Origin of the sequence: Cobetia sp. 5-25-4-2, from assembly GCF_013374075.1 — a bacterium.
Classification (GTDB): Bacteria; Pseudomonadota; Gammaproteobacteria; order Pseudomonadales; family Halomonadaceae; genus Cobetia; species Cobetia marina.
Genome location: NZ_BLWK01000005.1, coordinates 352,930 through 367,563, shown reverse-complemented (window position 1 = coordinate 367,563; position 14,634 = coordinate 352,930). Strand labels below are relative to the sequence as shown.

At 62.4% G+C, this 14,634-nt stretch carries 12 protein-coding genes; 9 read left to right on the top strand and 3 right to left on the bottom strand.

The annotated features are described in order from the left end of the window. Positions 1-63: 63 nt before the first annotated feature. Complete coding sequence (locus HXS65_RS12655; RefSeq protein ID WP_176494021.1) at positions 64-2,832, top strand: EAL domain-containing protein; 2,769 nt, start codon at positions 64-66, stop codon at positions 2,830-2,832. 256 nt (positions 2,833-3,088) lie between these two features. On the opposite strand, the gene HXS65_RS12650 is transcribed toward HXS65_RS12655, so the two are convergent. Beyond that, positions 3,089-4,162: a folate-binding protein YgfZ gene (locus HXS65_RS12650; RefSeq protein ID WP_176494020.1), complete on the bottom strand. Its 1,074-nt coding sequence runs from the start codon at positions 4,160-4,162 to the stop codon at positions 3,089-3,091. A gap of 272 nt (positions 4,163-4,434) precedes the next feature. On the opposite strand from HXS65_RS12650, the gene HXS65_RS12645 reads away from it, so the two are divergent. The 8 genes from HXS65_RS12645 to HXS65_RS12610 all read left to right on the top strand — a co-directional run bounded on the left by HXS65_RS12645 (position 4,435) and on the right by HXS65_RS12610 (position 13,099). Further along, positions 4,435-4,626 (top strand): hypothetical protein, encoded by a 192-nt coding sequence (locus HXS65_RS12645; RefSeq protein ID WP_077375895.1) that lies wholly within the window; start codon positions 4,435-4,437, stop codon positions 4,624-4,626. 62 nt (positions 4,627-4,688) lie between these two features. Then, positions 4,689-5,123: an OsmC family protein gene (locus HXS65_RS12640; RefSeq protein WP_176494019.1), complete on the top strand. Its 435-nt coding sequence runs from the start codon at positions 4,689-4,691 to the stop codon at positions 5,121-5,123. 74 nt (positions 5,124-5,197) lie between these two features. Next, complete coding sequence (gene uvrB / locus HXS65_RS12635; RefSeq protein WP_077375901.1) at positions 5,198-7,225, top strand: excinuclease ABC subunit UvrB; 2,028 nt, start codon at positions 5,198-5,200, stop codon at positions 7,223-7,225. 653 nt (positions 7,226-7,878) lie between these two features. Continuing rightward, the gene (locus HXS65_RS12630) at positions 7,879-8,979 is read left to right on the top strand and encodes a branched-chain amino acid ABC transporter substrate-binding protein (RefSeq protein ID WP_304363415.1); all 1,101 of its coding nucleotides are present in this window, start codon (positions 7,879-7,881) and stop codon (positions 8,977-8,979) included. Positions 8,980-9,239: 260 nt separating this feature from the next. Further along, positions 9,240-10,160: a high-affinity branched-chain amino acid ABC transporter permease LivH gene (gene livH, locus HXS65_RS12625; protein WP_043336883.1), complete on the top strand. Its 921-nt coding sequence runs from the start codon at positions 9,240-9,242 to the stop codon at positions 10,158-10,160. Continuing rightward, positions 10,160-11,485, top strand: a complete 1,326-nt coding sequence (livM, locus tag HXS65_RS12620) for a high-affinity branched-chain amino acid ABC transporter permease LivM (RefSeq protein WP_176494017.1) — start codon at positions 10,160-10,162, stop codon at positions 11,483-11,485. Before livH ends, livM begins: the two co-directional genes overlap by 1 nt. A gap of 82 nt (positions 11,486-11,567) precedes the next feature. Next, positions 11,568-12,323 (top strand): high-affinity branched-chain amino acid ABC transporter ATP-binding protein LivG, encoded by a 756-nt coding sequence (gene livG, locus HXS65_RS12615; protein WP_255304507.1) that lies wholly within the window; start codon positions 11,568-11,570, stop codon positions 12,321-12,323. A 74-nt stretch (positions 12,324-12,397) separates the two neighbouring features. Next, entirely contained in the window at positions 12,398-13,099 is a 702-nt protein-coding gene (locus HXS65_RS12610) for an ABC transporter ATP-binding protein (protein ID WP_084209692.1), read from the top strand. 127 nt (positions 13,100-13,226) lie between these two features. Here the strand turns inward: HXS65_RS12610 and HXS65_RS12605 are convergent, their stop codons facing one another. Together HXS65_RS12605 and HXS65_RS12600 are read right to left on the bottom strand one after the other, a co-directional pair. Further along, on the bottom strand, positions 13,227-13,583 hold the full coding sequence (locus HXS65_RS12605; protein WP_176494016.1) for a hypothetical protein: 357 nt from the start codon (positions 13,581-13,583) through the stop codon (positions 13,227-13,229). Between the two features lie 207 nt (positions 13,584-13,790). Continuing rightward, the gene (locus HXS65_RS12600; RefSeq protein WP_255304499.1) at positions 13,791-14,552 is read right to left on the bottom strand and encodes an N-acetylmuramoyl-L-alanine amidase; all 762 of its coding nucleotides are present in this window, start codon (positions 14,550-14,552) and stop codon (positions 13,791-13,793) included. Between the last annotated feature and the right edge of the window lie 82 nt (positions 14,553-14,634).

Here is a 14,634-nt window from a genome sequence, read left to right as displayed (position 1 = left end):
ATCATCGGTAACTCAATGCCTCGTAGAACGTCTGCTCATCCGCGACCGGATTCTGACAAGTCCGTGCGCGCCTCCTTGAGGCAAGGCCCGCCCCGGGAGCCCCGCCATCGTCTGTGGCTGATACCGCTTCTGCTGATTGCCTCTGTTCTTGCCACCGCCTGGCTGGGTATCAGTCAAATACAGCAACTGCGAGCAGGAGAGCAGGATGCGGCGCGTCAGCGCGTCACCATGTGGGCCCAGGCCAGCCAGCGAGCCCTGGAAGGTCAGTTGCGCGAGCATGGTGATTGGCAAGAGGCCACCGAGGAGTTCCTGCGTTTGCCTGCCCCGAACCCTGAGTGGCTGGACTACATGTACGGGCCCGAGTTCTCGATCAATACGGGGATCCATCTCGTCGGGGCCATCAGAGGAAATGGCAAGGCCGCTGTCTGGCAGGAGCGACGTCCGGGGCTTGAGTCCGATGATTGGCAGGGGGCTCAGCCGCTTGCGTGGCGCCGCGCCATGGCCCCCTTGATCGAGAAGGCTCGCCAGACCCCGACGCGATCCGTCATCGCCTGGATGGTACTGAACGGGCGGGCCTGGCTGGTGGGCGTGCATGGGCTCTATGCGGATGAAGACGCGCTTCCTTCACGGGAAGAGCAGGGCATGCTGGTGTTCGGGGTGCCCATGCGCCGGGAGTTGCTCAGCGAATCATCCGCTTCCCTGGGTGTGGAAAGGCTGGAAGTCGTCAGTCAGTCACGCCAGATTAGCGGGGAAGCCGCTCTCGTCTGTAGCGACCTGCCGGCCATGAAGCGCTTCGATGAGCATGCTGCCATGGCCTGCTGGCAGGATGCAGATGACGTCACCGCGATGCTCAGGCAATTGGGAGCGCCCTTGGGCGCCTTGAGTCTGGTCATCGTGTTGGCGAGTATCGCGACAGGCGGCATGCTGTGGCGCGATCAGCGCCGTCGTCGAGATTGGGCAGCGCAGGGCCTGCAGCGTGAAGCTCAGCTTGAGCAGCATCTTGCCCTGAACGAGCGGTTTCTGGCATTGCCGCATGAAGCGCACAATCCCCAGCACGCCTTGGCTACCTTGTCCGGCTATCTGCGTCGGGTACGAGAGATGACGGGAGCAGAAGTCATCATCTATCGGCGCGAGGTGGGCAACCCCAACGCAGGTTACCTGATCGTCGAGAGTCGTGATGAACGGGAATGGTTGAGCAGTGTCTCGTTGCGGCGTGACCCTCTGTGGCGATTGCCGGCCGGGCGGATCGTGGCCAATCGTGCCACGAATGTGGACGCGTCCACCGAGGAGAGTGCCCAGCTGCTGTGTCAGCGTCTCGGGGCGACCCAGCTGCTGGGCTATTCCGTCTCGCCGCATCCCGGTCGCAGCGAGCTGCTGCTGGTCGCCAGTCGTGGTCAGGCGCTGGAGGAAAGCCTGATGATGCCGGTGCTGGACAGAACCCTGAATGCCTTGATCATTCGTGGACTGGAGCAGGAGCGCTTGCTGCTCCAGCAGCAGGTGCTGCAGGAGCGCGAGACGGATACCGACACCGGGCTATTGAGTCGTGAAGGCATGCTGCGCTTGATCAAGCTGCGTATCGATCAGTTGGGTCGTGTCTCGGGGCTTGATGGTTTCGTGCTGATGGCATTGCGTATCGGCGGGCTGCAGGAGCTCTATGAGCATGCGGGGCCGGAGGCGGGCAATCGCCAGCTGGAGTTGCTGCAACGTCGACTGGACCCCTTGCTGGGCACATCAGGCCATGTCGCACGTCTGGAGACGGATCGTCTCTTGATCATGGTGCCACGACGGCTGCTCGAGGCCGCGCGGGGCGGCATCTGCGGCTGGCTGGATATGCTGCTGGTGGCGGTACGTCACAAGGTGTCGCTCAACGGCGAGGATATCTATCTGCTGCCCAGCCTCGGCATCAGTCGCTTTCCCGAGGATGGTGAGCAGATGGATGCGCTGGTCTACCGCTGTGAGCGCGCATTGCACGACACGCTTCAGCTCAATCGCGAGTGGCACTTCTTCGATGAAGAGGCCGAACGAGAAGTCAGGCGTCTCAAGCAGCTCGAAGCGGAATTCGTCGAGGGATTGCAGCAGGACCAGCTGCGGCTTCATCTGCAGCCGATCGTCGATGGACGGGATGGATCCCTTGTGCTTTCCGAGGCGCTGGTGCGTTGGCAGCATCCGGAGCATGGTCTGCTGGGCTCCGGCGACTTCATGCCGATCATCGAATCCGCCAACCTCGATGTGGCCCTGGGGCGCTGGGTCATCAAGGAGAGCATTGCCACCCTGATCCGTGTGCATGACGCCGGTCATGCGCTGCATCTCAGCGTCAATGTCACGGTCAGACACATGATGGACGAGCGATTTCTGGCGGATCTCAAGAGGCTGTTCCAGCGGCCTGAGCTGTGTCGCCAACTGACCATCGAGCTGGTGGAGAGTCAGCTGCCGGAAGATATCCAGAGTCTGGCCATCCTCTTCCAGCGCATTCGCTCACAGGGTGTCGCCCTGGCACTTGATGACTTCGGCACCGGGTACTCGTCCCTGTCGCAATTGCAGCAACTGCCGTTCGACAAGGTGAAGATCGATCGGCAATTCGTGGTCGCGATGGATACCGACAAGGGGCGGGCGATGATTGATGCGATGCTGGGACTGGGGGAGGCCTTCCATCTGGCCGTGGTGGCGGAGGGTATCGAGACCCCTGAGCAACGCACGGCGCTTCTGGCACGCGGCTGTCATCTTCATCAGGGCTACCTCTACTCGCGTCCTCTGCCGTCCGAGCAGCTGATCCAGCATCTCAAGGCCGGCAAGCACTGGTTGCCGGCCAGCGTCACTGGCGAAACGGGCTAGCGGTCTCGGCTCTCCCGCTTCGAGATGCCCAGGCCTTGACTCAGCCGGATGCTGCCAAGGTCAGCCTCTGATACAGCCAGGCATTGAGACAGACAGGCCCCGACGAATCGCTTCGCCGGGGCCTGTCTGTCATGACGCCGCAGGCGGCTATCCAGGCCAGCCGTGGCGTCCGTGTCACGGCTGGCAGCGCTGCCTGGTGCTCATGTCTTCAAGCTCATGTCTTCAAGTTCACGCCTTCAAGTTCACGCCTTCAAGTTCACGCCTTGAGCTGTTCCGGGTCACGTCGCTCCAGCGGATAGGGTAGCGGGGCGCGGTGCAAGGGCTCCCCAGTCTCGAGGGTCAGGGGGGCTTCCTCATCGCGCAGGCTCACCACCGCCAGCACTTCCAGGCTGCCATCGGCATTGTTGGCGACCCGCAGGATCTCACCCATGGCCTTGCCTTCTGGCGAGACCACCTTGCCGCCCGGCTGCGGCAGAGGAGTGACCGGCTCCGCCGTCAGGCGCTGCAGGCGCTTCTTGACCTGACCACGGAAGTGGGCGCGGGCCACGACTTCCTGACCGGTATAGCACCCCTTCTTGAAGCTGATGGCCGCCAGCGCTTCCAGGTTGAGCATCTGCGGCAGCCAGGCATCCGTCTGCTCCGAGTCCACCCACTGCAGGCCGGCACGAATGTCCTCGCGTGCCCAGTGATTCTCGTCACCGATGTTGATGCCGCCATCGAGCAGTGCACGGCTGAGTCGGGTCACCTGCGCATCAGAGCCGACCAGTACGCCTCGTACCGTCTCTCCCCCCGGCTGGCGGGCAAGCACGGCATCCGAGGTTGCCAGCATGGCAAAATCATGCGGGCCAAGCGCGGTGTGCTGTGAGGAGGCAGCATCGGCCAGTTGCTCGGCCGCCCGGGTCAGGGCGGGCTCTCCCGTGAGCCCCACGACCACGCTATCCTCCCGGACCTCGAGACTCACCTTGTAGAAGGGCGCGAACTTGGCAAGGTGCGAGCGCAGGGGCTCCGCCGTGCCCGTCGGCATCAGCAGCCACAAGCAATCCTCGCTGAGACGCATCAGCTGGGCCATCGCCAGAATCCGCCCCTTGGGAGTGCAGAAGGCGGTCAACGGAGCGAGTGAGCCATCCACCAGCGCAAGCTGCTGCGAGGTCTGGCCCTGGAGAAAGCGCTCACCATCCGCGCCATTGACCGCGAGTACCTCGAAGCAGGAGAGGGGCGTGAGACTCCCGGCGCCATCGGTCTCGGGGGCAAGCGGCGACTCGGGGGCAAGCTTGCCCTCCTGTGTCGCGTGAAAGCCGTGGGCTTGCATCAGGGTCTTGAAATCAGTCATGTCGCGCTATCCTGTCGCAAAGGAGGGGTCCGCCGCAGGCGGTTCAATGCCTGAGAATTGCCAGCGGTACATTCGATGCAGGCATTGTCACGCGGCAGTGGTCAGCTGTCAGCCCCCGGCAGGGCAACACGGCATCTTTCGGGGCGATCCACTGGCATGAAAGCCTGAGGCGACTCGCTGGCATGCATGGGGGAGCCCTCGTCAAACGTGGTATTCTTGGCGGTTTGATCGCGCCTGCGATCCTTTTTATCCAGCGAGACAGGAATCACGAGATGGCCAGCTTTTCCCTTACATTGATCGGTGTCGAGAGCGTCAAGGATGTCAACAAGGTCACCACTGCCTTGATGATGATGGACGGGGTCAAGGAGGCCGAGGTCGGGCGTGGCTTTGCCGAGGTCGAAGGGCAGGTGCGGTATGACGCCGTGGTCAAGACCGTCGAGAAGGCGGGTTACAAGGTGAAGTGAGCGCTATGCTCGCCAGCAGGCTCGGATGCGTCTCGCGAGAGTCCACGACAAGGAGGTAGTGCATGAGCATCGAGGTGATTACCCGCAAGGCTGGCAGCTTCGTCCATCGGGTTCAGGTCGCGAGCTTCGAGGAACTGCTGGTGGATGTGCCCACCGTGGTGGGTGGCGAGGACAGTGCGCCGGACCCGCACGACTACTTTGATCTCTCGCTGGGTGCCTGCAAGTCGATCACCGTGTTGATGTATGCGCGGCACAAGGGGCTGCCACTCGCGTCCATCGTGACCACGGTGGACCGTGATGACAGTGATGAGCGTCGCGCAGGTGAGAACGCGGAGTATCGTCTGAGCGTCAGCATGCACTTCCAGGCCGAGGATGGTGCGGAACTCGATGAGGCGACGCGTCAGCGCCTGCTCGAGATTTCCGAGCGTTGCCCCATCCATCGACTGATGACCAGCACCCGGGTCAGTGTGACGAGTCGCGAGATATCACCCGAGTAGGGCGCGGTGTCCTTTCGCAAGTCTGGCCGCCACCGTCAGTTGAAGAGCGGCATGACCGCCACCATTGAGAGCGCATGAGCAAACCATTTCGCATCAATTCCAAGTTCAAGCCAGCCGGTGATCAACCGGCTGCCATCGAGAAGCTGATCACTGGCCTGGAAGCGGGTCTTGCGCATCAGACGCTTCTGGGTGTGACCGGCTCGGGCAAGACGTTCACTGTCGCCAACATCGTGGAGCGTCTGCAGCGCCCCGCGATCGTGATGGCGCCCAACAAGACGTTGGCAGCCCAGCTCTATGGCGAGTTCAAGTCGTTCTTCCCTGACAACGCCGTCGAGTACTTCGTCTCCTATTACGATTATTACCAGCCCGAAGCCTATGTCGCGTCCTCGGATACTTTCATCGAGAAGGACGCCTCGATCAACGACCACATCGAGCAGATGCGCCTGTCAGCGACCAAGGCGCTGCTGGAGCGGCGCGATGCGATCATCGTGGTCTCCGTCTCGGCGATCTACGGCCTGGGTGACCCGGATCAGTACCTGAAGATGCGTCTGCACTTCAATCGTGGTGAGCAGATCGACCAACGCGGTTTCCTCAGGCGCCTGGCGGAGCTGCAGTACACCCGCAACGACATGGATTTCCGGCGCGGTACCTATCGCGTGCGCGGCGACGTGATCGACATCTTCCCGGCGGACTCCGAGGAGCAGGCCGTGCGTGTCGAGCTGTTCGATGACGAGATCGACTCCATCCGGCTGTTCGATCCGCTGACTGGCGAAGTGGCCGAGTCGGTGCCGCGCATGACCATCTACCCCAAGAGCCACTACGTGACGCCGCGCGAGACCATCGTCGCCGCGGTCGATCACATCAAGGAAGAGCTGGTCGAGCGCCTCGATTACCTGCGCAAGCACGACAAGCTGGTCGAGGCGCAGCGTCTGGAGCAGCGTACCCTCTACGACATCGAGATGATGATGGAGCTGGGCTACTGCAACGGTATCGAGAACTACTCGCGCTATCTGTCCGGGCGTGACCCCGGCAATGCGCCGCCGACCTTCTTCGATTACCTGCCCAAGGACGCGCTGGTCTTCATCGACGAGTCCCACGTCAGCGTGCCTCAGGTCGGCGGGATGTATCGCGGAGACCGTTCACGCAAGGAGACGCTGGTCGAATACGGCTTCCGTCTGCCATCGGCGCTGGACAATCGCCCGATGAAATTCGAGGAGTGGGAAAGCATCCTGCCGCAGACCGTCTTCGTCTCGGCGACGCCCGGTACCTATGAAGAAGAGCATGCCGGGCAGGTGGTGGAGCAGGTCGTCCGTCCCACGGGGCTGCTTGATCCGGTCATCGAGGTGCGCTCTGCCTCGACCCAGGTCGATGACGTGCTCTCCGAGATCAAGGCGCGCACCGAGGTCGGTGAGCGCGTTCTGATCACCACGCTGACCAAGCGCATGGCGGAAGACCTGACCGAGTACCTGGGAGAGCACGATGTTCGGGTGCGCTATCTGCACTCGGATATCGACACCGTCGAGCGCGTCGAGATCATCCGGGATCTGCGTCTTGGCAAGTTTGATGTGCTGGTCGGCATCAACCTGCTGCGTGAGGGCCTTGATATCCCGGAAGTCTCGCTGGTGGCGATTCTGGATTCCGACAAGGAAGGCTTTTTGCGCTCCGAGCGCTCCCTGATCCAGACCATCGGCCGTGCGGCGCGCAACGCCAACGGCAAGGCGATTCTGTATGGCGATCGCATCACCGATTCCATGCAGCGTGCGATAGCCGAGACGGAGCGCCGCCGTGAGAAGCAGATGGCCTTCAATGAAGAGCACGGCATCACGCCGCGTACCATCACCAAATCGGTGGCGGATATCATGGAAGGTGCCCAGGCACCGGGACGCAAGAGCAGTCGTCGCAAGGGCAACGAGCGACAGGTGGCGGAAGAGACGCCGGACTATGCGGCTCTGGCGGCTCAAGGCCCTCAGGCACTCGAGAAGGAAATCAGCCGGCTGGAAGATGCCATGTTCGCGGCGGCCAAGAATCTCGAATTCGAGGAAGCCGGTCGACTGCGCGATCAGATCAATGACGTGCGCAACCGCCTGCTCGCGCTGGGCTGACGCTACTCTCCATCCCCCAGCATTCGCGTTGCTAAAGGCATGACCCTGCGCGCCCGACGATGTCACCCATCGTCGGGCGCGTGGCGTTCAGGGCTGGCGGGTATCTGACGGGGAGGTGCCATCAGCAGGTTATCCCGTTATCTTGTCTATTGCGTCGTAGATCATCATATTGCAGCTCAGTGCATGGCTTAGGGGCAACCGGTTGCCTCGGGAGGGCGGCAGGATTGCTTTTCCTACAACCTTGGGCGTAGCCGAGGTGGGTGCAGCAATGCGACCTGATGGTGCAAGTGAAGAGGGAATTCCTGTCAACTGCGTCTTCACATACGCCAATGACTGGCTTTCATCGTCAATGCCAACGATTGTCTGGCCAGAATGGAAAGCACAGTCTTTTTCGCTATTGGTAGGGCCTTGGCCTGCATTCATGAGCGCTCAAACGGTCGCTTTACATGCGTATTCGCTGCTGCCAATAATGCTTTTAAGGCATTCCTGGCGTCGCGAGCCGCCTGCCTGATGGCTGGCGGCGGCGGACAAGGTCAGCGAATGACAGCGATTGTCGCCAGTCCTTTTCGGGCAGCGCAATGCTGCCGCAAGGCACCCGTCAGGTCTGCCCGGCCGTAGTACAACAATAATCGGGAACAGGAATTCTCATCATGATGCGCAGGTCTATTCTCGCTCTCGGGGTCGCCGCGGCGATGTCCACCCAGGCTCAGGCAGATATCACCATCGCCATGGCAGGCCCGGTCACGGGGCCGGTCGCCCAGTACGGTGACATGCAGTTCATCGGTGCCGAGATGGCCATCGAGCAGATCAATGCCGCCGGCGGCGTCGACGGCGAGATGCTCAAGGGCGTCAAATACGACGACGCCTGTGATCCCAAGCAGGCGGTGGCGGTCGCCAACCAGATCGTCAATGACGGCGTCCAGTACGTGATCGGCCACCTGTGCTCCAGCGCGACGCAACCGGCCTCGGACATCTACGCCGAGGAAGGGGTGATGATGATCACGGCGGCGTCCACCAGTCCGACCATCACCGAGCAGGGCTATGAGCTGGTCTTCCGCACCATCGGTCTGGACTCGCTGCAGGGGCCGGTTGCGGGGCGCTATATCGCCGAGACGATCAAGCCCAAGCACATGGCCGTGATCCACGACAAGCAGCAGTACGGGGAGGGTATCGCCACCGGCGTGCGCGATACCGTCGAGGAAGCGGGTATCGATGTGGTGCTGTTCGAGGGCATCACGGCGGGTGACAAGGATTTCTCGGCGCTGATCTCCAAGCTCAAGAAGGAGAACGTCGACTTCGTCTACTACGGCGGCTATCACCCGGAACTGGGCCTCTTGCTGCGTCAGTCGCGTGAACTGGGCTTCGACGCGCCCTTCATGGGGCCGGAAGGGGTCGGGAATCCGGACATTTCCAAGATTGCCGGCCAGGCCTCGGAAGGTCTGTACGTGACACTGCCGCCGGCCTTCGAGAATGACCCGAAGAACGCGGATCTGGTCGCGGCCTTCAAGGACAAGGAGCAGGACCCTTCCGGTCCGTTCGTCATGCCGGCCTACACCGCAGTGGAGCTGATCGCCGATGGCATCAAGGGCGCCGATTCCACCGACCCCTATGATGTCGCCGAATACCTCAAGGCCAACAGCTTCGACACGCCCATCGGCAAGGTCGAATACGATGAGAAGGGCGATCTGAAGGACTTCAACTTCGTCGTCTACAACTGGCACGCCGACGGTACCAAGAGCGAAGCGGCACATTGATCAGCAGCACGTTGATCAGCGGTACATTGATCAGCGGCTGATATCAGCACTCGCTGCGGTCTCGTGACCAGTCATGAGGCTCGGCGGATCAATGCCGACACGCTGTCCCGTCATGCCGCGTGGCATGGCGGGCCTCTCCGTTCGGTCGAGTTCATGGCGATGCAACATCGCCGTGCCTTCCCGTCGTCGTCGCGCATGCGGCATTTCCCTGACAGTCTCCGGCCACAAGCCGAACACTGTCGCGGCCAAGGGTCGTTTCAATGGAAGACATCCTCTACTTCCTGCAGCAGGTCATCAATGGCCTGACCATCGGCAGTACCTATGCCTTGATCGCCATCGGCTACACGATGGTCTACGGCATCATCGGCATGATCAATTTCGCCCACGGCGAGATCTACATGATCGGCACCTACGTGACCTTCATCGTCATCGCGGCGCTGGGCATGCTGGGCATCGCCAACCCCTTCTTTCTGATGGCGGCCGCCTTGCTGGTGGCGGTGCTGGTGTCCTGTGCCTACGGTTTCGCCGTGGAGCGGGTGGCCTATCGCCCGGTGCGAGGCTCCAAGCGTCTGATCGCGCTGATCTCGGCGATCGGCATGTCGATCTTCCTGCAGAACTACATGCGTCTGGCCCAGGGCTCGCGGGACATGGCGATCTCCAGCCTGATTCCGGGCGGCTGGGAGTTCGGGCTGGAAAGCTTCGCGGTCAATCTGTCCTACATGCAGGTGATCATCTTCAGCGTCACGCTGGTGTGCATGCTGCTGCTGTCGTCCTTCATCTCGCGCTCGCGCCTGGGGCGTGCCTGTCGTGCCTGCTCCCAGGATGCCGGCATGGCGCGTCTGCTGGGCATCAATACCGACATGATCATCTCGATGACCTTCGTGATCGGGGCGGCGCTTGCCGCCGTGGCGGGACTGCTGCTCGGCATGTACTACGGCGTGGTCAATCCCTACATCGGCTTCCTGGCCGGGCTCAAGGCGTTCACGGCGGCGGTGCTGGGCGGTATCGGCAGTATCCCGGGCGCGATGCTGGGTGGCCTGCTGCTGGGCGTCGCGGAGGCGCTGACCGGCGGCTATCTGTCCACGGAATACAAGGACGTGGTGGCCTTCGGACTGCTGATCCTGATTCTGCTGTTCCGTCCCTCCGGGATTCTCGGCAAGCCCGAAGTGGAGAAGATCTGATGCCCAAGCTTGCGAAACAGACTCTGAAGACAGCGGGCACCTCGCCCGCCGAGACGATTCCGCCACAGCCTTCCTATCGTCGTCCCTGGTGGTCGGCACTTGCGGCCGCCGTGTTGACTCTCGTGCTGGGTGGCTCGGTACTGGGGGTGCAGCTCGAGTCCACCGGTATCACCACCACGGTACGCTTGATGGGCATGGACACCTGGGGCTGGTTGCTGGCCGCGTCACTGGCCGTCTTCCTGCACCAGCTGGTGCGGCCACAGATCGAGGAATGGCGTGCGCGTACCCGCAAGCCATCACGTTTCCGCGTCCCCGACGTGATGAGCGGTCAGAAGCGTCAGCTGTGGATCATGCTGGCCATCGGTGCGCTGCTGATCTTCCCGTTTCTGTCCAACCGCTCGGCGGTGGATCTCGCGACCCTGACGCTGATCTACATCATGCTGGGCCTGGGGCTCAACGTGGTGGTGGGTCTCGCCGGACTGCTGGATCTCGGTTACGTGGGCTTCTATGCGGTCGGCGCCTATACCTTCGCACTGCTCAACAGCTATCTGGGCTTCAGCTTCTGGGAAGCGCTGCCCATCGCGGGGTTGATGACGGCGCTGTTCGGCTATCTGCTCGGCTTCCCCGTGCTGCGGCTGCGGGGTGACTACCTGGCCATCGTGACGCTGGGCTTCGGCGAGATCATCCGTATCCTGCTCAACAACTGGACGGAGCTGACCGGCGGCCCGAATGGCATCGCGCGCATACCCAAGCCGACCTTGTTCAATCTCGAGTTCTCGCGGCGAGCCGATGAGGGCAACATCGCCTTCCATGAGTTCTTCGGCATCGACTACGACCCGGCCTTCAAGGTCATCTATCTGTACCTGCTGGCCTTGATCCTGGTGCTGATCACGCTGTTCGTGATCTATCGGCTGCTGCGCATGCCCATCGGGCGGGCGTGGGAGGCGCTGCGCGAGGATGACATCGCCTGCCGTTCACTGGGCATGAATCCCACCGGCATCAAGCTCTCGGCCTTCACGATCGGGGCGAGTTTCGCGGGCTTCGCCGGTGCCTTCTTCGCCGCGCGTCAGGGCTTCATCAGTCCCGAGTCCTTCACCTTCATCGAGTCGGCGATCATTCTCGCCATCGTGGTGCTGGGTGGAATGGGCTCGCAGCTAGGCGTCATCCTGGCCGCGATCGCCATGACGCTGTTGCCGGAGCTGGCCCGTGAGTTCAATGAATATCGCATGTTGCTGTTCGGGCTGATGATGGTGCTGATGATGGTGTGGCGTCCTCAAGGCCTGGTGCCGCTCAAACGACCGCAGATGGAGCTCGACCGTGGCTGACGCACATGACAAGCAAGCATTCGACAATGAGGCGCCAGCCGCTTCCTCACACCGCCAGGCGCGCGCCGAGGGCGGGGCACCGCTGCTGGACGTACGTGATCTCACCATGCAGTTCGGTGGCCTCAAGGCCGTGGACGGCGTGACGCTTGAGGTACATCCGGGCGAGGTGGTGTCAGTCATCGGGCCGAATGGTGCGGGCAAGACCACCGTCTTCAACTGTATCTCCGGCTTCTATCAGCCCACCGGCGGCGAGGTGTATTTCCAGAATCGCGCCATGCATCGCCTGCCGGGGTACCGGATCGCCCAGGCTGGCATGGTACGCACCTTCCAGAACGTGCGGCTGTTCAAGGAGATGACGGTCATCGAGAACCTGCTGGTGGCGCAGCACATGCACGCCGAGCGCAATCTTCTCAAGGGCCTGTTCAAGACGCCGGGCTATCGCCGCAGTGAAAAGGCGCTGATGCAGCATGCCGGTGACTGGTTGGAGCGTGTCGGTCTGCTCGAATTCGCCAATCGCGAGGCCGGCAATCTGGCCTATGGGCAGCAGCGGCGACTCGAGATCGCGCGATGCATGGTGGCCAGGCCACGGCTGCTGATGCTGGATGAGCCGGCGGCCGGCCTCAACCCCAACGAGACCCGGGATCTCGATGACCTGATCGTCAGCCTGACCCGCGATGAGGGCATCTCGGTGCTGTTGATCGAGCACGACATGAGTCTGGTGATGGGAATCTCGGATCACATCTACGTGGTCAATCAGGGTCAGCCGCTGGCGGATGGCTGCCCGGATGACATTCGACGCAACGATGCCGTGATCAAGGCCTATCTGGGGGAGGAATGAGCATGAGTGAGCATGTTGATGCAGTCATGCCAGAGACCGTGTCTGCCAGCGAGGCACTCGCGCCGCGGGATGCCATGCTGGCGCTCGAGCACCTGACGACACATTACGGGCCGGTGCAGGCGCTCAATGATGTCTCGCTGGCCGTGGGGCAGGGCGAGATCGTGACGCTGATCGGTGCCAACGGCGCCGGCAAGACGACGCTTTTGATGTCGATCTGTGGCGATCCGCGCCCGACCAGCGGGCGGGTGTGGTTCGAGGGCGAGGAGATCACCGGCACACCCACGGCGCGCGTGATGCGTGGCGGGCTGTCGGTGGTGCCCGAAGGTCGCCGCATCTTCACCGGCATGACGGTGGAGGAGAATCTTGCCATGGGCGGCTATTACCAGAGCAAGGAGGAGAACGAACGCAGCATCGAGCATGTGCTGGGGCTCTTCCCGCGCCTCAAGGAGCGCTTCCATCAGCGCGGCGGCACCATGTCCGGTGGCGAGCAGCAGATGTTGGCCATCGGGCGTGCCTTGATGAGTCGGCCGCGACTGTTGTTGCTCGATGAGCCTTCGCTGGGACTGGCGCCCATCGTGATCGGGCAGATCTTCGAGATCGTCGAGCAGCTGCGCGAGCAGGGCACCACCATCTTCCTGGTGGAGCAGAATGCGCATCGCGCCCTGTCGATCGCCGATCGCGGTTATGTGCTGGAACACGGACGTGTCGTGCTGGCGGACAGTGGCAAGGCGCTGCTGGCCAATGACGAGGTCCGTCGCGCCTATCTTGGCGGCTGAGAGGTCTGGCACGTGATTCGCTGTCGCGTCTCACCGTAGTAAGGCAATGCAACAGAACGCGCCCCTGTCACTGAACCCTCGGTGGCAGGGGCGCTTTCTTGAGGACGCGATGCAGGGTGCGAGAGGCTTACGCCGAGAGAGGTGTCACGAATTCTTCCGGAGCATAGGCGACGCCGTCATGGATACGATAATGATCGGTAGGGCCGGAGACCTGGCAATTGCTGACGCAGGCCTGGCTGGCGGGAAGCTGGCGCAGCGGATAGCGCACACCGGATTGACACAGTTCCAGCATCTTCTTGAGCGCGCTGCGCTCACAGAAGCCGCACAGGCATTCAAGGGCATTGTCGAGACAGTCTTCCTCGCTCATGCCTGCCCCATAGATGCGCTTGTCATCACAGACGACGAACCCGAGCGCTCCGGGGAGAGGGGTGGTTGGCATGTCGTCTGCCGTATCGGGTACTGCACTGAGAATGTTATCGGCCATGATGAACCTCATCGTGATGGGGGTTCCGGCGTCTCCTCGCCAGTCGCAAGCGTGTGGATCCATGACCCTCTCTGGTCATGTCTGTACCCAGAGTAGACGGCCGTTGGCAAAGTGCCATGCAACACCGCTCCAGGTGTCAGGGAAGTGTCGATGCTGCGGCAGCAATGTGACAGATGAATGACGATTGGATGACGGAAATTCCCCAGTTCACCGGGCCTGACAGGGCGTCGATTGGCGATAGCGCATGTTGAGGGCCAGCAGGATCGCGGCGCTTTCCGCATCAAACTGGCCACTGATGGCCCCGGGGCGAAAGTGCGCCTGGAACGCGGCGATCGCCATCCAGGGCCGCTCGGCCTCCACTGGATAACCATAGTGGGCGAGCGCCGCGATCAAGGTCTTCTGCGCGGGCAGTCCATCGCTGGCCATCTGTCGTCGAAAGCAGCTGACGTCGGCATCCCGTGGCCAGGCCCCGATGCCGGCTTCATGCAGACGGCGCCAGGGGAAGCGCGGGCCCGGGTCGGTCTTGCGGTCCGGGGCGATGTCGGAGTGTCCGACGACATCCACTGCCTTGATATCATGGCGGCGCACAATGGGGGAGGCCAGCGCGATCAAGGCCGCGATCTGCTGTTCGTTCCAGGCCGCGAAGTGCCGATCAGGGGACCAGCGCCTTGCCACGCCGGAAGCTCGGGTCTCCGTCTGCCCGGGTGCCAGGGGCGTGAGCGCCTCGGGCCCGGCATTGACCATCTCGATGCCGATGGAGGTGTCGTTGAGGTGGCCGCGTTCACCCCACTGGCTGATGCCGGCGTGCCAGGCGCGGCGGTTCTCTGACACCAGCGGGTAGACACGGGGAAGCGCTTCGCCATCTGCAGGTGCCGAGAGCAGGTAATGCGCGCTGACGTCAGCGCCGGTAAGGCTGATCAGAGAGCCTGTGAGATCATCATCGGTGTAATGCAGAACCAGATGGCGCACGCGAGAATTGCTTTGACTCTCGGTGCTGGCCTCCATCCGCTGATAGCTCCCCGAGGCCTCGTCAGTGTCCGACCGGGAATGC